This is a genomic window from Microbulbifer mixtoriginis (SeqCode), assembly GCF_052467945.1.
In genome coordinates, this window is record NZ_CP174328.1 from 470,881 (window position 1) to 492,316 (window position 21,436).

The window sequence follows — 21,436 nt, forward strand, 5'->3', positions numbered from 1 at the left end:
GTCTGCCGGGCGATAGGGTTAAAGTCTTGCTGGAGGCGCGCTAGCGCGTTCTGAGGAGGCTACGCTTTTTTTGGCCGGAGCGTACTTGAGCGACTTGTTATAAGTACGGTCTGAGATGAGTTTCCCTACCTGTATATAGTTGTTTCCCATCTCGCGCAAAGCGCCTTAATTAGGCCATGTGTTTCAGCGGAAATTTGATCAGAGAAAATGATTGTGAGCACTGTACCCCTACCTTTTACATCCTCGTAACCTGGCATGTTATAGATGCATCGAAAAAAGAGGTCTTCATCCTCCTGGCTATAAAATCGTGGGCCTTCCAGCTGAATCGAGTTCATAAATTAATACTTATTACACCTTTAGTTTGGGTGCACGTCTAGCACATCCCAAACCTAAACTGATTATACGTTACGATGCCCATGGTAGAACTATTTCACCTTCTTTGTAGTCATCAAGGCACATTAGGTTCCTAGTCCTTAATACAATGCCTTGTAATGAGCTTTTGAACGCATCTGGATTACTTAGGAGGAATACAAACTCACCAGCCCTGCGCTGAACAGCATCTTCCCAAGTGCGATCATACTTGGAGTCGCATATGTTTTGAAAGTAACACTTAGCCTCATCTAGATTACCTGAAAGGGCTTTAAATAAACCGCAATAATAATCATCCCATATAGAGCGACGTTCATCTCTGGAATACCATGAAATAAACTCTTCTACAGATTTATATTTCTCTAAAAGGTGTGAGGCTAAGGTTGCTGCCTCTATAGTTATCTTATCGACTTTATGTTCAAAATCAGAATCATCTTCTGCGTTAGCAAAACCGGGAAGTCTATTAGGTATATGAAAAGCCCAGCCGGCCGACTCATAGAAAAAATGACTAACAGACACATTTACATAAGTGCCTCTTGTGTGAGAGCTGGGTTGAAATTCAACTACTACAGACCACCAGCCGTTGTCTTTATACCAGATTCGAGATTTACCGGATTGTACAAATCCTAACGGCTTAAGGTTTTCTCTAGCTTTTTGCGTAATTAGTTTATTGTGATTCATATTCTTTTACATATAACATTGAGCACATACTCAGGTTCTGGAGTTGTTGGAAAATCGAAAGGCGCTAGGGTAAGAAGGGGTTGCTTGATTTATATCAAAAAAAGGGGGCAGAGCCCCCTTTTTTTAATCAAAACCACTCTTTAATCGAGCGGATTACCAGAAGCCTTAAAGGCTACTGATTTCCTCAAGCTGCTGTTGCAGACGCTCGTGAGCACCTTTCATTTCTGCGAGCTTATCCTTCTCCTTGGCAACAACGGCTTCGGGGGCTTTGTCTACAAACTTGGGATTGTTGAGTTTGCCCTCAACTCGTGCGAGTTCTTTGGAAAGTTTATCAATCTCTTTTTGTAGACGGGCGCTCTCGGCTTTAACGTCGATCAGGCCGGCCATGGGTACCAGCAATTCCATATCGCCTACCAGGGCAGTGGCGGAGGCTGGTGCAGCTTCTCCACTTTCCAGCCAGGTGATTTCTTCGAGGCTGGCCAGTTTGATCAGCAGGCTGCGGGCTTGCTCCAGCAGTTCTTTGTCTCGGCTGGAACCGCCGCGCAGGATCAGTGGGATTTTCTTCGCTGGGGAAATATTCATTTCACCGCGAATATTGCGCACGCCTTCAATAACCTGCTTCAACCAGGCAACAGCCGCTTCCGCTTCTTCGTCGATCTTGCTGTTATCGGCCTCTGGATACTGCTGCAGCATAATGGTGTCACCGTTGGAGCCGGCGAGGGTTTTTACACGCTGCCAGATTTCTTCGGTGATAAACGGCATCAGCGGGTGGGCCAGACGCAAAATGGTTTCGAGTACGCGGATCAGGGTACGGCGGGTGCCTTTCTTCACTGCGTCGGAGGCGTTGTCATCCCACAGTACCGGTTTGGACAGTTCCAGGTACCAGCTGCAGTACTCACTCCAGATAAAGTCGTACAGGGCCTGGGAGGCGAGGTCGAAGCGGTAGGTATCCATCGCTTCGCGTACGGTAATCTCGGTGCGCTGCAGTTGGGAAATAATCCAGCGGTCGGCGATGGTCAATTCATAGTCGCTGCTGTTGTCCTGGCCACAGTCCTGCCCTTCGCAGTTTTGCAGTACGTAGCGGGAGGCATTCCAGATCTTGTTACAGAAATTACGGAAGCCTTCGATACGGCCCACATCAAACTTGATGTCGCGGCCGGTGGATGCCAGTGAGTAGTAGGTGTAGCGCAGGGCATCGGTACCAAAAGCAGAGAAGCCTTCGGGGAAGTCCTTACGAGTTTGCTTTTCAATCTTTTCGCGCAGGTGCGGCACCATCATGCCGGAGGTGCGCTTGGCTACCAGGCTCTCCAGGTCGATACCGTCGATCAAATCGATAGGATCGATCACGTTGCCCTTGGATTTGGACATCTTCTGGCCGTGGTTGTCGCGCACCAGGCCGTGTACGTACACGGTGTTAAACGGTACTTCCTTCTTGAAGTAGAGGGTCAGCATCATCATGCGTGCAACCCAGAAGAAAATAATATCGAAGCCAGTGACCAGTACGGAGCTGGGGTGGAAGGCTTTCAGTTCTTCGGTATCTTCTGGCCAGCCCAGGGTGCCGAAGGTCCACAGGCCGGAGGAGAACCAAGTGTCGAGTACGTCGTCGTCCTGGCGCAGGCTGATGTCGGCACCCAGGTTGTGCTTCTCGCGCACTTCCTCTTCGCTGCGGCCAACATAGACATTGCCTTCGTTGTCGTACCAGGCGGGGATGCGGTGGCCCCACCACAGCTGGCGGGAAATACACCAGTCCTGGATATCGCGCATCCAGGAGAAGTACATGTTTTCGTAGTTTTTCGGCACGAACTCAACGCGGCCATCTTCAACGGCGGCGATGGCTTCATCGGCCAGGGGTTGGGTTTTTACATACCATTGATCCGTGAGCCAGGGCTCGATGACGGCGCCGGAGCGGTCTCCGTGAGGTACCTTGAGGGTGTGAGGCTCTACTTTTTCCAGCAGGCCGAGGGCGTCCAGGTCATCGACAATCTGGGTGCGCGCGGCAAAGCGCTCCATGCCCCGGTATTTTTCCGGCACGGCGTCGTTCAGGTGGGCGTCGGCATCGAGGATGTTGATCATCTCGAGGTTGTGGCGCTGGCCCATTTCATAGTCGTTGAAGTCGTGGGCCGGGGTGATTTTCACACAGCCGGTGCCGAATTCACGATCGACGTATTCGTCGGCAATAATCGGAATTTCGCGATCCGCCAGGGGCAACTTGATGGTCTTGCCAATCAGGTGCTGGTAGCGCTCGTCTTCCGGGTGTACGGCTACGGCGGTATCGCCGAGCATGGTTTCCGGGCGGGTAGTGGCAACCACCAAGTGGCCGGAGCCGTCGGAGAGCGGGTAGCGGAAGTGCCACAGGTGGCCCTGCTTCTCTTCGTTTAATACTTCGAGGTCTGAGATTGCCGTGTGGAATTTCGGGTCCCAGTTCACCAGGCGCTTGCCGCGATAAATCAGGCCGTCTTCATAGAGTTTGATAAAGACTTCCTGCACCGCTTTGTAGAAGCCGTCGTCCATGGTGAAGCGTTCGCGGGACCAGTCGGGGCTGGCGCCCAGGCGGCGCAGCTGGCGGGTAATGGTGCCGCCGGACTCTTCCTTCCACTCCCAGACCTTCTCAATAAACTTGTCGCGGCCCAGGTCGTGGCGGGATACGCCTTCGGCGCCCAGCAGGCGCTCTACCACCATCTGGGTGGCGATACCGGCATGGTCGGTGCCCACTTGCCACAGGGTGTTGTCTCCCTGCATGCGGTGGTAGCGAATCAGGGCGTCCATGATGGACTCCTGGAAACCGTGGCCCATATGCAGGCTGCCGGTGACGTTCGGCGGCGGGATCATAATGCTGTAGGGCTTGGCCTCAGTATCCCCGGAAGGCTTGAAGTAGCCGTTCTCCTCCCAGGTTTTGTACCACTGCTGTTCGATGGCGTTGGGCTGGTATGTTTTGTCCATGCGGGCGGGAAACCTTGTGTTTAACTGACTGCGTGCACAGCGTTTTGGCTCAGGATAGTCTGGTGCTTGCTCGGGCTGCGCGGAAAAGGCGGCAATTATACCGCCGGGGGTAGGGTGGGCAAAAGGCAGCTTTGGGGCTAAATCGCACTCAGTCCCAGATCTCTAGCTCGTCGACCACTTTTTCTATCTGGGCACGCAGCTGTTTTTCCAGTTGAGGAAGCTGTTGGGCTACCAATTCTTCAATCAGGTCGTTGCGCTGGCGCTCTTTCTCTGAGGGCTCCAATTTTTCTACTGGCCCCTCCTTTTCTGCAATCGCCTGGGCCATTACCAATGCCTGGGTACGGGTACCCGCGCTGGCGGTTTCTATGGTCTCGGGTTTGGTTTGGGGCTGCCTTTCATGGGATGGAATACGCCCCCCGGTAAGCCGCGAGCGAATATGGGCTGGCAAGAAGGGGTTGTCGGGTGCCGGTACGGGAGCCTCAGTTGCTGTTTCTGTTGCGGTTGTGCGATCCGTGTCAGTCCCCTCACTATTCGATTGAGCGTTATTGCCAGACTGCTCATCATCGTCATGGACTGACGCTTCCTGAGAAGTCTGTACTTGGGGTTCTGCCGTTGTTTTGTCGGGCAGGTTTTGTAAGGGGCGCAGTAGGGCTAGATCTGATTCGGCCAACTGCACTTTATGTTCTTCGCCCAGTGTCTCCTCGATTGGGGAAAACAATATGGGCAGGTCCTCCTGCTGAAGTAGTTCCTCTTCTAAGGAGTCATCCATTGGAGAGTGGGGCGGAGCTTCTGGCTCGGTGGATAACAATGGAGGCTCTGTAGGAGGCGCAGCGGTTAGGGTTTTTGGCTCATCCTTCCCCGTTGCTTGGCCCGCTACTTGGTTGAGCAGTGGGATTTCATCGAGATCGTCACTGTTGAGTAGGTCGTGCAGTGAGTTCAGCTCATCGAGCAGCTCGCTGGAAGGTTTGCGTGGTTGTCCGCGCTGCTTGTGCTTGTTCTTTCGACCGGACATGGCGGTAGTTAGTGATTACATGCTCTGGTTGATCTTATGGGATTGTAACGGATATCCGCGATCGCGGAAGTGACCAAATCGCGATCGTGAGCGTTGCAGGGCATTGGCCTCTTGAACGACGATCTCGGCGAGACGTTCGAAGCGGCTGAACCAGTTGGGGACTTTGCTGCACAGGTTGATCAGTAGGCCGTGGTGTGCCTGCGGATCTTCACCGCAGTTGATTTCGATGGCTGCCTGCTCGCCATTCGCCTGGTTGGCATGGGGCAGGAAACTGTCTTCACGGAAGGTCCACAACAGCTGGTTGAGTTGCTCGGCACGTTCCTGATTATCCACGGCAAGCAGAACCCGAAGACCGTTGCGATAGGCCTTTTCCGCCAGGCGACAGGCGAAGATATCCGCTTGCTGGGGCTGATCGGAGGAGAGGATGTAAAAGTCGATACGGGTCATGCTGGCTTATATTTGTACAGAGACGACAACGGCCCGCGAGGGGCCGTTACGACAGCCGCTCGGGGGCGGCTATTGTGCGCTTTTGCCAGTTATTTTCCCAGCAGGTATTCCACCAGAAGCGGTACCGGACGTCCGGTGGCCCCTTTGGCGGCACCGGATTTCCACGCGCTACCGGCGATATCCATGTGTGCCCAAGTGTACTCTTCGGCAAAGCGGGACAAGAAACAGGCGGCGGTTACAGAGCCGGCATCGCGGCCGCCGATGTTTTGCATATCGGCAAAGTTGGAGTCCAGGGCGGGCTGGTACTCATCCCAAAGAGGCATTTGCCAGGCGCGGTCGCCACTGGTTTCGCCGGCCTTGAGCAGGTCTTGGGCGAGTTCTTCGTTATTGGCATAGAGGCCAGTGGCGTGGTGGCCGAGAGCGATTACACAGGCACCGGTGAGAGTGGCGATATCGATGACCGCGCGCGGCTTGTACTTGCTGGCATAGGTGAGTGCGTCGCAAAGTACCAGGCGGCCTTCGGCGTCGGTGTTCAGAATCTCGATAGTCTTTCCGGACATGGAGGTGACGATATCACCGGGCTTGCTGGCGCGGCCGCTGGGCATATTTTCTGCGGCGGCGACCAGGCCCACCACATTGATAGATGGTTGCAGCTCCACCAGGGCGTTCATCACACCGAAAACACTGGCCGCACCGCCCATATCGTATTTCATTTCATCCATAGCCTGGCCGGGCTTGATGCTGATACCACCGCTATCGAAGGTAATACCTTTGCCCACCAGCACAATGGGTTTTTCGCTGGTTTTACCACCCTTGTAGTTCATGGCGATCAGGGCGGGGGGCTGGTCACTGCCTTTTGCTACGCTGAGAAGTGCGCCCATACCAAGAGCCTTCATTTTTTTCTCGTCGAGCACAGTTGTGGAGAGCTTTGTGTGTTTTTTGGCCAGTGTGCGGGCTTGAGCTGCCAGATAGTTGGGTGTACAGATATTGCCAGGCAGATCACCCAGTTCCCGTGCTACATTGCTTCCCAGTGCTTGGCCGGCACCAATCTCCATCCCTTTTTGGATGGTTTTTAGCTGCTTGCGATCAATAGCATGCAGGGTGAACTTGGTGAGAGGGTAGGGTTTGGCATCAGTGAGGCACTGGGTGAAGCGGTAGGTGGCCAGACCTGTGGCCAGCGCAATCTGCTGGGCTTGCCAGGATTTATCAGCCCCTTTTACTTCGAGCTCGCACAGGTAGCTGGTAGCGTCTTTGAACTTTTTCACCACTGCGGCACTGGCGCTGGCCAGTTTGCGGAACTCTGCCTGGCTGATGTCTCCCTTGCCGGTGCGAACGACCAGCACTCGCTCACTGGGTCCGTCCAGCAGGTCGATTAACTGGGTGCTGCCGGGTTTTACGCCCAGATCACCACGCTTGAGAATTTTGCCAATGGTTCCTTTTGCGAGTTGATCGAGGTTTTTACCGCTGGGGCTTAAGCCATTTTTAGCATCAGCTGAAATAACGGAACAGGCTGCGCGCTGTTTGGAGATATCCGAGACCTTTGCGGAGAACTGCATTTTTCGCTTTCCTTAAAATCTGACAATAGATTGCATAGCTCTGAACCGAGACATAGCAAGAATTTTTAGTGATAATGCGTCGCACAAGTTTAACCTGCTCGTCTATGGATTGCTGTACCTAGTGGGCAACTTGTTCGACTGAAGTCCAATTCATCACACCGCTGTCACCAAGGAATTCGTTCGCCCTGTGATTATTTTCCGCTATCTCTGCCGCGAGCTGCTGTTTGCCACGCTGGCGGTCAGCGCAGTTTTGCTATTAATGGTGATGAGTGGCCGATTTGTGAAATACCTTGCGGAAGCCGCCGCAGGGGACCTTTCGGCTAATATCCTTTTCTCCTTAATGGCCTACCGCTTACCGGGATTCCTGGAATTGATATTGCCATTAGGGTTATTCGTCGGGATTCTTTTGGCCTATGGGCGCCTCTATATAGAGAGCGAAATGACAGTGCTGCACGCCTGTGGTTTCAGCGAATGGCGTTTGCTGTTTTACACCCTGGCACCGGCTCTGGCAGTGGCTTTGTTTGTGGCTTCAATGAGTTTGTACCTCACCCCCGCTGGTGCCGAGCGTTCCAACCTGATGCTCAACGCGGAAAAATCCCGCAATGAGTTTGATCACCTGATACCGAAGAAATTTATTTCCACCAGTGGTGGCCAGGCAGTGTATTACGCAGAGGCCCTGAGTGAGGATAAGTCCACCATGCTGGGAGTGTTCCTCGCCGAGTTGAGGGCCACAGAAGCAGAAACAGAAGCGAACCATCAGGTGGTTATTCGTGCCAAAGAAGGGGTCCAGCAAATCGACCCCGAGACAGGGCTGCGCTACCTGGTACTGCGCGATGGCTACCGTTATGAGGGAGTACCAGGACAGCGGGAATACCGGCAGATGGAGTTCTCCAGCTATGAAGTGCTGATGGAGGCGCCACGATTGCGCAGCCGTTGGCGCGACCAGATTGAGTCCGCTCCCACTATGCAGCTGATTGGCAGTGATAATCCCAGGGAGACAGCCTACCTCTACTGGCGGCTGAGTTTGCCGGTATTGGTGCTGGTGGTTGCTGTGCTGGCAGTACCACTATCGCGCACCAATCCCCGCCAGGGACGCTTTATCAAGATGTTCCCCGCGATACTTTTGTATCTTATTTATCTGCTAATCCTCCAGGGGGTTCGCGGGGCTGTTGAGGATGGTAAGTTTGCCAACCCTGCGGTGATCTGGTTGGTCCACCCTCCTTTCCTACTAATTGGGTTATTGCTTCTGGCGGCGAGGAATTGGCGTCCTAAACCCAGACTATTGCCGGAAGGTGTTAAGGAGTCGGCCGATGTATAAGCTGGATATGTATATTGGTCGTACCATTGCCCTAGCGGTTTTCGTGGTGCTGCTGATTATTCTGGGCCTGGATATTATCTCTGCGATTGTCGACCAGCTAGGGGACTTCAAGCGCGATTACGGCTTTAGCCAGGCATTACAATATGTCCTGTGGAGATTGCCTGGGCGTATCTACGAGCAGTTGGGCTTTTCCGCCCTCGTGGGATGTATGGTGGGGCTGGGAACACTGGCAGGCACCAGTGAACTGACCGTTATGCGTGCGGCTGGTGTCTCTATCGGCCGTATTGCCTGGGCGGTAATGAAACCAATCATTCTGTTGATTTTTATCGGTTTGGCCCTGGCGGAGTTTGTGATTCCCAAGACCAATGTAATCGCCGAGAACAACAAAGCACGCGCCCTGGGTGAGCTCGAAGCGAGTGGCCTCGAAAGTGGTATGTGGTTAAAAGACAGTGGCGAATTTGTGCACTTTAATGCTGCCTTGCCAGATGGTGAACTCTATGGCGTAACCCGTTACCACTTTGCGGATAACCGGGAGCTGCAATGGGTGGAGTTCTCTGAACGGGGGCAGTTTCAGAATGAGCAGTGGCTGCTTAAGAATAGTCGCAGCACCCAGTTCCTGGGGGAAGATACGCAGAGTAAAGACCTGCCAACCAATGTATGGAAAGCGGAGGTCTCGCCGGAGTTGTTTGCCCTGATCGTGCCGCTGCCCTCGGATCTTTCCCCGCGCAACCTTTGGGATTACGGTACTTACCTGGATCGTAAGGGGGAAGATTCCGGGCGCTACTGGCTGGAGTTTTGGAAGAAAATTTTGCAACCACTGACCATTGCCAGTTTGGTTATGGTGGCAATTTCTTTCATCTTTGGCCCACTGCGTGAAGTAACCACCGGGTTGAGAGTGTTTACCGGGATTATGGTGGGGATCATCTTCCAAACTGTACAGGGGATACTCGGCCCCTCTTCACTGGTTTTTGGTTTTCCACCACTGCTGGCTGTACTGCTGCCGGTTCTTCTTTGTTTTGGCGCGGGCTGGCTATTACTCAAGCGGGCCCGATAGGGCCCCTTGAGCTTAATTTGTTGGCAGTTACCCTTTTTTCTTCTTTTTGGGCAAAAGGCGCACTTGAGACTCTGATATCAAGTCGTGCCAAGTAGCCTTGTCGGAGCGGGCCCAGGCGGAAAAGTAGCCGAGGCCCAGGCAGGCGATAGAGAGAGGGGCGACAATGGCTCGCAGGATACATTGGCGCCAAGTAAGCTGTACGCCATCTGGATTCGCCACGATCAAGCGCCACGCGCGCATTCCCACAGTTTGTCCGGCTACCCGCCAGGACCAGAAGAAGTAGCCGGCGATCACCGCTAGAGCGCCCAGTTGATAAATTGGTCCGCCGACACATGGGCTGTAATCCATAGCTTCTGGCTGGCAGCTTAACCCACCAAATACCGAGGCCACTGGCAGGGCTATAAAGCCGTATACCATCATCAGTCCCATCAGGATTAGCAGGTCGTACATCAGGGCCGCCAAGCGCCGGCCGACGCTGGCGATTGGAAGTTCGGGAAATGAAGAAGGGGTACTTGAGCTGCTCACGGCTATCTCCGCCAAAATCGATTGGCGGAGATTCTAACAAAACTAGGGGAGGGCAAGGGCAAGTCGTCTGCCAGGTCTAAAATTCGTACTCGAAAGAAATCTTGAATTTGTCGTCAGAAAGGTTGATGCCATAATCTACCGAGTTACCTATCTTGCCCCGGTTGGTGGTGTAACGCAGAAGACTTTTCTGCACCGTGCTCTTGTTGCGCTGCTTGTAGGTATCTAAACCAATCTTAACAATTTTGAATAGTGCCTTACCGCCAGTGGTTGGTCGAAACTCACTGGGGTAGGTATGCATTTGTAGCCACTGGTAGTTGAGGCGTCGTTGCGTACTATTCATGGAATTACTGCGAAGATAATCTGCGGCTTGGAATAGTGCAGCATTGTCCATGGCGAAGGCACTGTCGGAGAAAAACAGGTTCACGGATTGTATATTTAGGGCTTGTTGAGAATCGGGGATAAAAAGTTCGTCCGCTGAGCAGATACAACAGGTGGGAAATAGCAGTAATCCAACTGTTTTGGGTAAGGATTTGCCCGGTCTGATTCTGAAACTGCAGAGTGCCATTCTATCTACCCCAGGTGTTGCATCTCATTTCGGAAGGCCGCAAGCGGTCGTTGAATTTATTATGGGATACCCACCTCGAAGCGTTTTCCCATAGAAAATAGGCGGCTTCTGCTACTTCACTTACTGGACAGTCGCAAATTGTCGGAAACATCCCTGAAAGCCGCATGGATTGGACCCTTTTCCATTTTTGTCCAAGCAGTCGTAGCTGTGATCAGGAGAGCGCCAATGTTTTTTTATTATTTTTTTGATATTGGTGCGCCATGATTGATGAAAAAACGGTCTTGCTTTGAGCGCCGTATTTGAGGGGAGCTTGTGGGTTTTCAGTAGACTTGAGCGCGAAAATGTCGCTAAAAGCGACTACGCTGATAACCGGGCATTCAAAAACTGGCGCCAGTAACTGCTTTAGGGGTTAAGGGCAAACTTGTCCTGCCAGGATTAATGAGGCAGGTTTTCCGGTGGTTGGGTTGAGGGGTTCTTGCAGGGTGGTGAGCATCAATCCATGTTCGATGAATAATTGGGTCCAGCTTGATAGTGTGCGGAAATACCAGGGCGCTGCCTCCTGAAAATCACCCTCTACACCTTGCCAGGAACCCGGTCGCCATCCATCCAGGTACTTTTCATCGCCACAGGAGAGTAGGGGATGTAAAGTTTGGAGGAGTAGATACCCTTGTGGGTTGAGCAGGGAGCAAGCCCTGTGAAAAATGGCATTGGTGGCCTCCTCCCCAATCAGAGAGAAGTTGCATACAATCAAATCAAATTTACGCTCAAATGCCTGCGGATCTAGCTCTTCATAACAAACGGTACGGAATTGTTGCCGTTCTTGCCCTCGGCGCTTGGCTTCATTAATTAACTCGTCCACGCCATCAATCCCCCAGACATCCATGCCCTCTGCTGCCAGGCGGCGGGAGAGCCATCCTTCACCACAGCCAATATCCAGCACATTGGAGGGATTATGCGCAAGGACAGCCTCAAAAATTGCCTGGTCGGTGATCTGCCTGCGGCTGGGTATTGCCCCCCGGTCTACCACCTTCACCCACTCGCCGGCATTTTTGTGCCAGCTGCGTAGGACTTTATTGTCACTAAATTCGCAATCCCTCATCTTTGCGTTCCTTCATCTCTGTAATTTTGACGAGGTTGAGTGTACCGTCGAGGAAAATCCAGCTGCAAAGGTGCTGAGGTCCCATGTCCACTCAAATGGTGTTTGATTATGTGATCGTAGGTGCCGGCTCTGCCGGCTGTGTATTGGCCAATCGGCTGAGTGCTGATGAGCAGCATCGTGTTTGCCTGCTCGAGGCAGGGCCTCCGGATCGCAGTCCGTTGATATCCATGCCCCTGGGTATCGGGATGTTGATGTCAGGCACAGACTATAACCTCCACCATTACACGGAACCACAGCAAAGCCTGAACAAGCGTCGATTGTTCTGGCCGAGAGGCCGTACCCTCGGTGGCAGTAGCGCGATTAATGCGATGGTTTATATCCGTGGTCAAAGTGAAGACTATGATGCCTGGGAAGCCGCAGGTAATGCAGGCTGGGGATGGCGTAGTCTATTGCCTTACTTTCTTCTGTCGGAGGGCAATGAGCGTGGCAGTGATGCGCACCATAGTGGCTATGGACCGCTCACGGTAAGTGATCTGAAGTGGAAAACTGAGTCTGGGCAGGCTTTCCTGCGCGCAGCTCAGTCTGCTGGACACCGGGCAAACAGTGATTTTAATGGCAGCCAGCAGAATGGAGTGGGCTTTTACCAGGTAACACAGCGCAGAGGTCGGCGGTGCTCTGCTGCTGCAGCCTATTTACATCCGATAAAAAAGCGTCCCAATTTACGAGTACTCACGCGTAGTCCAGTCGCTCGGCTGATATTGAGAGGTGACAGGGCTGTGGGGGTGGAATTGCTCAATGGTAAAAAAATATTGGCCAATAAGGAGGTATTGCTCTGCGCAGGCGCAATACAGACCCCGCACTTGCTATTGCTCTCAGGCATTGGCCCACAAGAGGAGCTGCGTAAGTTTGATATTCTGCCGCAGAACCACCTGCCAGGGGTGGGTAAAAACCTTCAGGACCACCTCGATATCTCTCAGGTGGTGGAGACCTCAGACCCAATCACTTTTTCGAATGACTTGTGGGCGAGAGTGAAGCACGCCATGCGTGCGCCTGAATGGTTCTTCCTGAATCGGGGCCCATTGACCAGTAATGTTGCCGAAGCGGGGGGATTCGCGAGTTCAACCTTGGCCAACGGCCGCCCGGACATACAATTCCACTTCACGGCAGTGCCATCCTTTGAACACGGTTTCAATAAACAGTCGGGGTATGGCTACACCTTACATGCATGTGCATTGCGCCCCAAAAGCCGTGGTGAAATAACTCTCAATACAGAGGATCCCAAGGCCCTGCCGAGTATCCAACCCAATTATCTTAGCGAGCCCGAAGATATGCAGGTGATGCTGGAGTCATTCGAAATGGCTCGGGACATCATTCACCAGGAAGATTTACAACGCTACCAGAAGCGCCTCTGGCTGCCGGAGCATAAGCTCAGCAGCAAGGCTTCCATCAAACACTATATTCGTCAGCATGCCGAGACAATTTATCACCCGGTGGGCACTTGTAAGATGGGCAATGATGATCTCGCAGTAGTCGATGCGGAGTTAAAAGTACATGGAGTAGATGGACTGAGGGTTGTGGACGCCTCCATAATGCCGGCCCTGGTCAGCGGTAATACCAATGCACCGGTGATCGCAATTGCGGAGAAGGCAGCGGATCTTATTTTACAGCGCACCCCTCCCTCAATGATGAAGAATACACAAGTTCAGGAAGTTGAATGATTTGGCAATGTCCCCTCTGCGCAACGCCATTGACGCTGGGTAAAGATACTTGGCACTGCAGTAACCGGCACAGTTTTGATCGCGCGCGGGAGGGTTACGTTAATTTGTTACCCGTCTATCGCAAGCGGCGCAAGGACCCGGGAGATTCCACAGAAATGCTGCATGCCCGTCGCCGCTTTCTCAAGGCGGGCTATTATCGCCCACTAGTGGACACGATTACCGCGCTGCTGCCCTACCAGTCTGGGCGCCGGCTTTTGGATATCGGTTGTGGCGAAGGTTACTATTTACGCCAGTTGGAGTCTGCCGGATGGCACGGCCATGCGTTGGCCGGGGTAGATATTTCCAAGTCAGGCGTCCGTATGGCGGCTAAAGCCGACAGTGGTGCTCAGTTTGTTGTATCCAGCAATACCAACCTGCCAGTGGCTTCAAATAGCGTGGATCACCTCTTACGTATTTTTGCGCCTGCACCGGATACTGAGATGCTTAGGGTAATAAAGGAGGGGGGGCATTTGCTGGATGTTTCTCCCGGTCCGGATCACTTGTGGAGTTTGAAGGGACACCTCTACCGGGAACCTCGTAAACACCCAGCCCCAAAGTTGATTGAGGGGCTGTATCCCGAGGTCGATTTACGCTGCTGTTTTCCTTTTGAATTGCGCGGGCACGAGGCGATTGCGGATTTTCTCGCGATGACGCCTTTTGCCTGGAAGGGCAATCGAGAGGCTCGCGCGGAGCTGGAGGGGCAGGAAAGCCTGGTTCTCGAGGCGGATTTTATTGTTCGTCGTTTCATCAAGAGAAAATAATCTAGTAGAAATGACAGCGAAATACTTTGTGTATGCGTTGGTACTCCCTGTAGTAGAGGTCTAAGAAAGAGTTATGGCGACACCTAAAGACTATGCGTTTATGCGCAGAGCCCTGGAATTAGCCGAGCTTGCCGCAGAGCGGGGAGAAGTACCGGTTGGGGCCGTATTGGTGCGGGAAGGTAAAATCATTGGCGAGGGCAGTAATCGCCCTATTGGCAACTGTGACCCCAGCGCTCATGCGGAAATTGTCGCATTGCGTCACGCGGCAGAGGCAGAGCAAAACTACCGCCTGCCAAATACCACGCTTTACGTCACTATCGAGCCCTGCACTATGTGTTTTGGAACCTTGATGCATGCGCGTGTTGGTCGTTTGGTTTTTGGTGCCAAAGAGCCACGTGCCGGCGTGGTGGAAAGCCAGCTGAAGCTTGGTGAAGCTGGTTTCTTCAATCACAAAATTTCTGTGGAGTCTGGTGTGATGGCTGAAGAGGCCGGGAGGCTGGTGCGCGAGTTTTTCCATGATCGACGCTGAATTGGCTTTTGCCTTTGCGGTGAACAGCATCATTGTTGCTATTGTGGTGCTGATTCATCATGAAGTCCTCAATGCTTTGGTACACCTGGGGCGCTGGCTACCGGTGCGGCACAACTTTGCCATAGTGCTGGGGGTGTTTGGTGCCCTTTTGGCTCATGTAGCGGAAATCTGGCTCTTCGCCTATGGCTATTACTTTATGGTGAATTCGCCTTACTTCGGCACACTAGAAGGTAATTTCAACGGTAGCCTGCTTGATTGTGCGTATTTCTCATTTACCACTTATACCTCCCTTGGCTTTGGCGATATTGAGCCTTTGGGGCATCTACGCTTCACTGCTGGCTTAGAGGCTTTAACGGGGTTGGTCATGATTACCTGGACGGCCTCTTTCATGTTTTTAAAAATGCAGCGCTATTGGGATATCTAGGGAGCCACTGAATAATTCCATAAGATCTATGCGGGCCTTGTGGAGTGTTCACACTATGCGTTGTGCTCTCTTGAAAGGTCTTAGATATTTGTGCAAAGCCACTTTTTGATAGAGAACGGCTCTGAAACCCAGAGGCATCACGGAATTATTCAGAGGCGCCCTGGTTATCTCTTGAATTAGAGTTTCATTCGGGCAGTGCGCCCTGGGCGTTTCTTTGGTTTCTCTGCTGGGTAAAAATCGCCTTTAAAACGATATAGGTAGCTATGTCTTTCAATACTGCGCCACAACTTGCCAAAAGGGTGTAGCCAATAAAGCCAACGGGCCACCTTGGCCTTGTGGACGTTAGATTTTTCGATACTGGAAATGTGTTCGGTTTCCCATAGTAGATGGGGCTCGATACCATAAAGCTTCAGATCAAACTGCCAAAAGTGATCAAAGACCTTATCGATAGGCTCGAAAATCCGCCTGGCATACCTCAGAACCTTTTCCATTCCACAGCGATTGATCAAATAACCCTGGGCCCCGCACCAACCCCGCTCTGGGCGAACTAGCTTATGCACGCCATCATTGAGGGATCTGATGATCTTGCGTTTGCGTACTTTCAGCCCCATCAAACGGATCATTTCCACTTCTGGGGGCAATCGCTCCAGCTCCGCCAATACTCTGGCAAAGTCACCTTCCACCTGAACGTCATCCTCGAGGATACATACCCTTTGTAGACCAGCCTGATAAGCCTGACGAATAGCGCGAAGGTGAGCCAGATAACAACCAATCTCAGAACTTTTCAGCTCACACAAGTGACGCCAACGCGTGATGGCGTTACAGAGAACCTCATCGTCCTCAAGCTTGGGTATACCATTGCGCCCTTCAACGCCAGCGACTTGGCTGGCACGAAGGCGCTGAGATTTCAGGGTTCCCAGTAACCGATTTACAGTTTCGCCCTCTGGATACATTGTGATTACCCAGCAGGGCGTGTGGGCAATAAACAAAGGGGTTTTTTGCTGCCGCCGGTTGAGTGCCGGCCGAGTGCGCAAAGGAATTTGTGGGGCAAAGCGGTGGCGAGAGCGCAGGGGCAAACGTTCGGCTTTTGCAGCCGCTAATGACCAACTGGGTACAGAGTGATTCCTGCGGCGTTTTTCTAGTGCCACAATTTCTGATTTCTCTGTGAACGGATAAAACCACCGATAGGAAACTGCAGTCTGGCTAGTGAGATATAGGATTCGAACATATTTCTACCCCATCATCAGGAGGGCTAAACTGGGTCAATAGGGGAGCGGACGCATAATTTCATCTATTTTTACCTAACCCCCAGCGTCTTGAACGCTATCCTCCTAGATCATCGCCATCCAAAATTTTGCCTTGGCTAATCTTAATGTCCGACTATCCAGTCGGTATAGGCTTTTAGGAAATGGTCAGTACTTCTGGGCGATAGAGCTTTTAGTTGCCACTGAATAACTGTGGGAATTGGGGAGTAAAAAGATTGCGAGGTTGAGCCGACTTTTGGGCTGTAAACGTTTGTGTTCGCATTTCTTATACCTAGGCAGGTATTCTGTACTGCAAGAGCGCTAGTTTGAATGAAATAAGAGAATTTACTCTGGAAGCATCAGGTTATTTCCTGATAGCGACATTTCGATTTTTTTGTATTTCCGAGCCTGATTTATTGGACATTCTATGAAGTTGAATTTTATTAAGATGGCACTCATTCTGGGCTTATTGAGCTGTGTTGGGCCTGTTGCTATTGATATGTATCTGCCGGCCCTACCGGATATCGCCCAGGATTTGGGAGCCCCTATAGAGGCTGCTCAATACACCCTGATATCTTACTTTATTGCTTTTGGGGTATGCCAACTATTTTATGGCCCCGCTTCGGACATGTTTGGTAGAAAGCCACCGCTGTATTTTGGATTGGCTCTTTTTACCTTGGCTTCTATCGGTTGTGCTCTGGCGCCCTCAATAGAGGCGCTGATCGCTCTAAGGTTTTTACAGGGCGTTGGTGCCGCTTCGGTGATGTCGATCCCCAGGGCTGTGATTCGAGATTATTACACTGGTACCCAGGCCACTCGCTTAATGACTACGGTGATGTTGGTGATTTCTATATCGCCGATGCTCGCCCCGCTGATAGGCAGTACCTTGATAGTCCCTTTTGGGTGGCGCAGTGTATTTTTACTGATTGCTTTGCTGACCCTGGCCAGCTTATTGCTGGCAGTAACCAGCTTGCCGGAGACCTTACATCATCATCACCGTGTACCATTTCGTTTAAATGCCATGCTTGGCGCTTTCTCGACATTGCTGCGCGACCCTGTATATGTGGGTCTGACTAGCATCGGTGGTTTGGGTATCGCCAGCTTTTTTTCTTTCCTTGCCACGGCCTCTTTCCTGTACACCGATTTTTATGGGCTGACACCAACGGAGTTCAGCCTTGCTTTTGCCTTAAATGCGCTGGGCTTCTTTATCTCTAGTCAGTTTGCTGCAAACCTGGGGGCCCGTTTTGGTTCAGTGGTGGTGGTGAAGTGGGCTACTGCTGGTTTTGCCATCAGCTCTCTGGTGATGTGTATGGTTGTGTTTTGGGGTAATGATCAATTTTTATTACTGGTGGCAATGTTGTTGACCTGTAATATATTCCTTGGGCTGGTTATTCCCACTTCCATGGTGTTATCTCTTGAAGAACATGGCCCCATTGCTGGTACTGCCGCAGCCCTGGGTGGCGCTTTACAAATGTTGCTCGGAGCATTGGCTATTGTTTTAACCAGTCTGGTTTTTGATGGCACGCCTTTGCCGTTAACGGCAGCTATTGCTGTTTGTGGTGTCAGTTCGTTGATTATTTCACGTCTAACTTTGCGGGGAATAGCGCATTTGGTGGTGCCATACTAGAGTTTAAATTTAGCTTGGGCTTACATTTCCTTAGGAGTTGGCCCCTTTGTCCATAAAGTTCGGGAATCTCTTTGTAAGTGAGTTCCCCAAATATAAGGAAGGAGGTCGGCAAGATGGATAATATTCTGGTTTATTCCGATAGTGTTTCCTGGGGCATCATTCCGGATACGCGACAGCGCATGACATTTGCCCAGCGTTGGCCTGGAGTTATGGAGTTCCACTTAAACGAAAATAAGCATAATGTACGAGTGATTGAAAATTGTCTGAATGGTCGCAAGACCGTTTGGGACGATCCATTTCGTGAGGGCCGGCGGGGTGTTGAGGGATTGGCACAGGTGATTGAAATGCACTCCCCATTGCATTGTGTAATCCTAATGTTGGGCACCAATGATTTCCAGGATACTCACGATAATAAAGCCAGTATGTCTGCCCAGGGGGTGGCTAAGCTAGTCTCCGTAATTCGCAGTGCACCTATCGAGCCGGGTATGCCAGTACCTAAGGTTCTAATTGTTGCTCCCTTAACGATCAACAATCCTTGCGGTATTATTGGCTATAAATTTGCTGGTGCGAAAAAACGCTGCGAAGGTTTCCCGCAGGAGCTGGAAAAAGTCTCTAACGATCTGGGTACCTTATTTCTGGATGCAAATAGGTGGGTCAAAGTCAGTGAACGGGATGGTATTCATTTAGACGAGGATCAACACTCGGTTCTAGGCAAGGTGATTGCCGATTTCCTCTCAGACAATAAAGTCTTGCACTAGCAATACAAACTGCTAGCGATCAACCAATTGTTGACTATGGCACCGGAAGTACCGGTGCCGGTTCACTGTAGAATCAGTTGTAGGCACCGCTACTATAAATCAGTTCGTAACTGTGGCTGTATATTTCCAGAATATTGCCAAACGGATCTTCCATATAAATCATGCGATATGGCTTTTCTCCTGGATAGTAATATCTGGGTTTTGGCATACGCTTTTTACCACCAGCTGCGACAATTTTCTCTGCCAGTTCTTCCAGGTTCGGGTCCTGAACACAGAAGTGGAATACGCCGGTTTTCCAGTATTCGAAATTATCCTTGGGGTTTTCCTGGTTGGGAAACTGGAATAGCTCCACACCGATACGATCGCCGGTGGAAAGGTGAGCGATGCGGAAACTACCCCACTTGGCTCCAAAGACATCGGTACACATCTCACCAATGGCGCTGTGATCTTCACTGATTTCCGTTGGTGGCATAATCAGGTACCAGCCCATGACCTCTGTGTAGAACTTAACGGCAGCTTCCAAATCTGGCACTGAAATACCGATATGAGAAAAGTTTCTCGGATAAACACTCTTCATTAGTCACTCTCCAACAATTACTTTCGCATAAGTTACTGTGCCCAGATCATTACGTATAATTATGATTTGTGATTTTTTTGAGTAACTTTTGTAATGATTAATCCTGTGTGGCTGCGTAGTTTCTGTACTTTGGTGGAGCAGGGTGGCTTTACCAAAACGGCGCAGCACCTGCATATGACCCAATCTGGCGTTAGTCAACACTTACGCCGCCTGGAAGACTTCCTTGGGTTGGCGCTGATCCATCGGCAGGGGAAACAATTCACCCTGACCGAGGCAGGCGAAAAGCTATACCTAGAGGCTCAAGATATCGTCGAATCCCTCTCTACACTGGGTCAACGACTTGGCGAAGATCCAGCTTATGAGGGACAAGTGAGTATTCAATCCCCAGGTAGTGTGGGTCTAAAGCTCTATCCAAAATTACTGGACCTGCAAAGAGAATACCCGAAACTGACCATAGACTATCGTTTTGCTCCAAATCAGGCTGTGGAAGAATCCATACTTGGTTATAAGGCAGACATTGGGTTTGTAACTAATCCGTCAACAATGGCGGAGATAGCGAGTCAGCCTGTAGGCAGTGAAGAATTACTGCTTGTGACCCCTGCGTCAGTCAAGAAGTTGAGTTGGAGGGTGTTGCTAGAGTTGGGTTATATCGGTCACCCAGATGGTGCTCATCAAGCGGGCTTGTTACTGGGGGCAAATTTCTCAGAATTCCAGCATGTAGATATGTTTAAACTCAAGGGATTTTGTAACCAAATTGGCCTGATCTTGGAACCGGTCAGTATGGGCTTGGGTTTTACGGTATTACCCGCTCATGCAGTCAATGCCTTTCATAATTTTACGCAAATTAAGCCTCATCGCTTGGCGAACTCTATCACTGAGACTTTATTTCTAATTACACGTCGCCACAAGGCGTTACCGGCGCGGGTAAAAACTGTGGTTGCTTTAGCTAGGGAGTGGCTTTAAACCGTTAGAATACTTCGGACATTTTATGTTGCGTTTTATTTGCTGGTTATATTTTGGGATTATTGCCATGGGTGCTCAGGCTGAGTTGCCGCCCAGCTCAGTTGTTCAGCAGGAGAAAGACGAGATACTCATGCTGCTTGCTTACTCGGTAGCTTACCTTGATTGGGTGGAGCCAAAAGAAAAACAGAAGCGCGGCTACAATATTGCGGCAGTCCTGTATGACAATGTGCAGGAAAAAATTATAGGAGTACAGCGCAATGCAGTTGGTTTGTGTCGAGATAAAACCCAACATGCTGAAGTGCGATTAATGCAGCAATGTATCGGCAGTAAATGTAGAGGGAAAGAGACTAATTACCTTAATGATACTACGATCTACAGCACTCTGGAGCCCTGTATGATGTGTGGAGGTATGATGATTTTTCTTGAGGTCTCTAGAGTTATATATGGCCAATCAGATCCGGATTTTGGGAAGAATATAGAAAGGCTGAAGCAGAGTTTTAAGTCTGATTGTAGATATAAATTTGAGTCGAAACCGCATGTGGAAAATATTTGTAAAATAGATATTCCTGCAAATTATCGAGCTAGAAATATTTCTTCAGCGCCATCTAGTTTACTTCAGAGGGCCCAGCTTGAAGGGGCGTTTTACAGTCATCGCTTGTTGTTTAGTAGCACGATTACAGATTTTCTGATGAGTGCTGAAGCGAAGAATATTTATCGTGCTGCTCACCAGCGGCTTATGGGTTTTAAGTCTAAATATCAGGCTAACTATAATCTTCTGCTGGAGAGCCAAAAGCAATTGAAGCAATTAGAAAGTGCTCCAGGAGATATAGATCGGTGTTTAGTGGGGGAGATACATCGGCACTAATTATGTTAAATGAGAGCCTTTAGATTATGGGGCAATTGATTTGCTTTATTGATGACAATCATTAGTGGTTTAAAAATCCCTGATTTTTATTGCTTCTAGATGGCTTATTTTTGTTTGATTCGATTTATGAAGATGCTGACGTTCTCCAGAGTTTCAAAAATAGAAGATTAGCCCCAGGCCCACTCTTAAAATTTCAGCTGTGAAAGCATGATCTGAAAAGTTCCATAGGAGTTGTCGGAGAATAGATGGTTGAATTTCTGGGGGCGAGCAATATAGATCGAATGACATCTATAAGCTCGCTAGCAGTATTTTCGTGGGCTGTAGAATTAACAGTTAGAGTTTAAATAAGATTGTCTTGGTTGGTG

General features: G+C 50.7%; 20 protein-coding genes. 10 read left to right on the top strand and 10 right to left on the bottom strand.

The window, feature by feature from the left end:
- Window positions 1–405: 405 nt before the first annotated feature.
- The 5 genes from ACJJIJ_RS01955 to ACJJIJ_RS01975 form a co-directional block, all read right to left on the bottom strand.
- On the bottom strand, window positions 406–1,050 hold the full coding sequence (locus tag ACJJIJ_RS01955) for a DUF4304 domain-containing protein (protein ID WP_444938507.1): 645 nt from the start codon (window positions 1,048–1,050) through the stop codon (window positions 406–408).
- 165 nt (window positions 1,051–1,215) lie between these two features.
- A complete protein-coding gene (locus tag ACJJIJ_RS01960) occupies window positions 1,216–3,990 on the bottom strand; it encodes a valine--tRNA ligase (RefSeq protein WP_444938508.1) in 2,775 nt (924 codons plus the stop codon).
- A gap of 148 nt (window positions 3,991–4,138) precedes the next feature.
- A complete protein-coding gene (locus ACJJIJ_RS01965) occupies window positions 4,139–5,002 on the bottom strand; it encodes a hypothetical protein (protein ID WP_444938509.1) in 864 nt (287 codons plus the stop codon).
- 15 nt (window positions 5,003–5,017) lie between these two features.
- The gene (locus ACJJIJ_RS01970; RefSeq protein ID WP_252084876.1) at window positions 5,018–5,449 is read right to left on the bottom strand and encodes a DNA polymerase III subunit chi; all 432 of its coding nucleotides are present in this window, start codon (window positions 5,447–5,449) and stop codon (window positions 5,018–5,020) included.
- Between the two features lie 89 nt (window positions 5,450–5,538).
- Complete coding sequence (locus tag ACJJIJ_RS01975) at window positions 5,539–7,005, bottom strand: leucyl aminopeptidase (protein ID WP_444938510.1); 1,467 nt, start codon at window positions 7,003–7,005, stop codon at window positions 5,539–5,541.
- Window positions 7,006–7,192: 187 nt separating this feature from the next.
- Between ACJJIJ_RS01975 and lptF the strand changes: the two genes are divergently transcribed.
- Both lptF and lptG read left to right on the top strand, forming a co-directional pair.
- Window positions 7,193–8,323 carry an LPS export ABC transporter permease LptF gene (gene lptF, locus ACJJIJ_RS01980; RefSeq protein WP_444938511.1) on the top strand — a complete coding sequence of 377 codons (1,131 nt, stop codon included), beginning with the start codon at window positions 7,193–7,195 and terminating at the stop codon, window positions 8,321–8,323.
- Complete coding sequence (gene lptG / locus ACJJIJ_RS01985) at window positions 8,316–9,377, top strand: LPS export ABC transporter permease LptG (RefSeq protein WP_444938512.1); 1,062 nt, start codon at window positions 8,316–8,318, stop codon at window positions 9,375–9,377. Before lptF ends, lptG begins: the two co-directional genes overlap by 8 nt.
- A 27-nt stretch (window positions 9,378–9,404) precedes the next feature.
- On the opposite strand, the gene ACJJIJ_RS01990 is transcribed toward lptG, so the two are convergent.
- The 3 genes from ACJJIJ_RS01990 to ACJJIJ_RS02000 form a co-directional block, all read right to left on the bottom strand.
- Complete coding sequence (locus ACJJIJ_RS01990; RefSeq protein WP_444888252.1) at window positions 9,405–9,902, bottom strand: RDD family protein; 498 nt, start codon at window positions 9,900–9,902, stop codon at window positions 9,405–9,407.
- 76 nt (window positions 9,903–9,978) lie between these two features.
- Entirely contained in the window at window positions 9,979–10,467 is a 489-nt protein-coding gene (locus tag ACJJIJ_RS01995; protein WP_444885811.1) for a hypothetical protein, read from the bottom strand.
- 409 nt (window positions 10,468–10,876) lie between these two features.
- Complete coding sequence (locus ACJJIJ_RS02000) at window positions 10,877–11,566, bottom strand: class I SAM-dependent methyltransferase (RefSeq protein WP_444938513.1); 690 nt, start codon at window positions 11,564–11,566, stop codon at window positions 10,877–10,879.
- 83 nt (window positions 11,567–11,649) lie between these two features.
- Between ACJJIJ_RS02000 and ACJJIJ_RS02005 the strand changes: the two genes are divergently transcribed.
- The 4 genes from ACJJIJ_RS02005 to ACJJIJ_RS02020 all read left to right on the top strand — a co-directional run bounded on the left by ACJJIJ_RS02005 (window position 11,650) and on the right by ACJJIJ_RS02020 (window position 15,037).
- Entirely contained in the window at window positions 11,650–13,284 is a 1,635-nt protein-coding gene (locus ACJJIJ_RS02005; protein ID WP_444891055.1) for a GMC family oxidoreductase, read from the top strand.
- Window positions 13,281–14,084: a putative RNA methyltransferase gene (locus ACJJIJ_RS02010; RefSeq protein ID WP_444885808.1), complete on the top strand. Its 804-nt coding sequence runs from the start codon at window positions 13,281–13,283 to the stop codon at window positions 14,082–14,084. Before ACJJIJ_RS02005 ends, ACJJIJ_RS02010 begins: the two co-directional genes overlap by 4 nt.
- A 73-nt stretch (window positions 14,085–14,157) precedes the next feature.
- Window positions 14,158–14,613 (top strand): tRNA adenosine(34) deaminase TadA, encoded by a 456-nt coding sequence (gene tadA, locus ACJJIJ_RS02015; protein WP_252084885.1) that lies wholly within the window; start codon window positions 14,158–14,160, stop codon window positions 14,611–14,613.
- Window positions 14,600–15,037 carry a potassium channel family protein gene (locus ACJJIJ_RS02020; protein ID WP_252084886.1) on the top strand — a complete coding sequence of 146 codons (438 nt, stop codon included), beginning with the start codon at window positions 14,600–14,602 and terminating at the stop codon, window positions 15,035–15,037. Before tadA ends, ACJJIJ_RS02020 begins: the two co-directional genes overlap by 14 nt.
- Window positions 15,038–15,213: 176 nt before the next feature.
- On the opposite strand, the gene ACJJIJ_RS02025 is transcribed toward ACJJIJ_RS02020, so the two are convergent.
- Window positions 15,214–16,185, bottom strand: coding sequence for a glycosyltransferase family 25 protein (locus tag ACJJIJ_RS02025; RefSeq protein WP_444888256.1), 972 nt, complete (start codon window positions 16,183–16,185; stop codon window positions 15,214–15,216).
- Between the two features lie 523 nt (window positions 16,186–16,708).
- On the opposite strand from ACJJIJ_RS02025, the gene ACJJIJ_RS02030 reads away from it, so the two are divergent.
- Together ACJJIJ_RS02030 and ACJJIJ_RS02035 are read left to right on the top strand one after the other, a co-directional pair.
- Complete coding sequence (locus tag ACJJIJ_RS02030; RefSeq protein ID WP_444938514.1) at window positions 16,709–17,908, top strand: multidrug effflux MFS transporter; 1,200 nt, start codon at window positions 16,709–16,711, stop codon at window positions 17,906–17,908.
- Between the two features lie 113 nt (window positions 17,909–18,021).
- The gene (locus tag ACJJIJ_RS02035) at window positions 18,022–18,666 is read left to right on the top strand and encodes an SGNH/GDSL hydrolase family protein (protein WP_252084889.1); all 645 of its coding nucleotides are present in this window, start codon (window positions 18,022–18,024) and stop codon (window positions 18,664–18,666) included.
- Window positions 18,667–18,739: 73 nt separating this feature from the next.
- Here ACJJIJ_RS02035 and ACJJIJ_RS02040 read toward each other — a convergent pair whose 3' ends face one another.
- Window positions 18,740–19,243 (bottom strand): lactoylglutathione lyase family protein, encoded by a 504-nt coding sequence (locus tag ACJJIJ_RS02040; RefSeq protein WP_252084890.1) that lies wholly within the window; start codon window positions 19,241–19,243, stop codon window positions 18,740–18,742.
- A 93-nt stretch (window positions 19,244–19,336) separates the two neighbouring features.
- Here ACJJIJ_RS02040 and ACJJIJ_RS02045 point away from each other — a divergent pair, with 93 nt between their 5' ends.
- A complete protein-coding gene (locus tag ACJJIJ_RS02045) occupies window positions 19,337–20,206 on the top strand; it encodes a LysR family transcriptional regulator (protein WP_444885804.1) in 870 nt (289 codons plus the stop codon).
- A gap of 25 nt (window positions 20,207–20,231) precedes the next feature.
- On the top strand, window positions 20,232–21,071 hold the full coding sequence (locus ACJJIJ_RS02050) for a nucleoside deaminase (protein ID WP_444938515.1): 840 nt from the start codon (window positions 20,232–20,234) through the stop codon (window positions 21,069–21,071).
- Window positions 21,072–21,436 lie beyond the last annotated feature (365 nt).

Excerpts from the sequence above, each read along its gene's own strand:
- ACJJIJ_RS01955 (WP_444938507.1), bottom strand. The coding sequence starts at position 1,050 with ATGAATCACAATAAACTAATTACGCAAAAAGCTAGAGAAAACCTTAAG.
- ACJJIJ_RS01960 (WP_444938508.1), bottom strand. The coding sequence starts at position 3,990 with ATGGACAAAACATACCAGCCCAACGCCATCGAACAGCAGTGGTACAAA.
- ACJJIJ_RS01965 (WP_444938509.1), bottom strand. The coding sequence starts at position 5,002 with ATGTCCGGTCGAAAGAACAAGCACAAGCAGCGCGGACAACCACGCAAA.
- ACJJIJ_RS01970 (WP_252084876.1), bottom strand. The coding sequence starts at position 5,449 with ATGACCCGTATCGACTTTTACATCCTCTCCTCCGATCAGCCCCAGCAA.
- ACJJIJ_RS01975 (WP_444938510.1), bottom strand. The coding sequence starts at position 7,005 with ATGCAGTTCTCCGCAAAGGTCTCGGATATCTCCAAACAGCGCGCAGCC.
- lptG (WP_444938512.1), top strand. The coding sequence starts at position 8,316 with ATGTATAAGCTGGATATGTATATTGGTCGTACCATTGCCCTAGCGGTT.
- ACJJIJ_RS01995 (WP_444885811.1), bottom strand. The coding sequence starts at position 10,467 with ATGGCACTCTGCAGTTTCAGAATCAGACCGGGCAAATCCTTACCCAAA.
- ACJJIJ_RS02000 (WP_444938513.1), bottom strand. The coding sequence starts at position 11,566 with ATGAGGGATTGCGAATTTAGTGACAATAAAGTCCTACGCAGCTGGCAC.
- ACJJIJ_RS02005 (WP_444891055.1), top strand. The coding sequence starts at position 11,650 with ATGTCCACTCAAATGGTGTTTGATTATGTGATCGTAGGTGCCGGCTCT.
- ACJJIJ_RS02010 (WP_444885808.1), top strand. The coding sequence starts at position 13,281 with ATGATTTGGCAATGTCCCCTCTGCGCAACGCCATTGACGCTGGGTAAA.
- tadA (WP_252084885.1), top strand. The coding sequence starts at position 14,158 with ATGGCGACACCTAAAGACTATGCGTTTATGCGCAGAGCCCTGGAATTA.
- ACJJIJ_RS02020 (WP_252084886.1), top strand. The coding sequence starts at position 14,600 with ATGATCGACGCTGAATTGGCTTTTGCCTTTGCGGTGAACAGCATCATT.
- ACJJIJ_RS02030 (WP_444938514.1), top strand. The coding sequence starts at position 16,709 with ATGAAGTTGAATTTTATTAAGATGGCACTCATTCTGGGCTTATTGAGC.
- ACJJIJ_RS02035 (WP_252084889.1), top strand. The coding sequence starts at position 18,022 with ATGGATAATATTCTGGTTTATTCCGATAGTGTTTCCTGGGGCATCATT.
- ACJJIJ_RS02040 (WP_252084890.1), bottom strand. The coding sequence starts at position 19,243 with ATGAAGAGTGTTTATCCGAGAAACTTTTCTCATATCGGTATTTCAGTG.
- ACJJIJ_RS02045 (WP_444885804.1), top strand. The coding sequence starts at position 19,337 with ATGATTAATCCTGTGTGGCTGCGTAGTTTCTGTACTTTGGTGGAGCAG.
- ACJJIJ_RS02050 (WP_444938515.1), top strand. The coding sequence starts at position 20,232 with ATGTTGCGTTTTATTTGCTGGTTATATTTTGGGATTATTGCCATGGGT.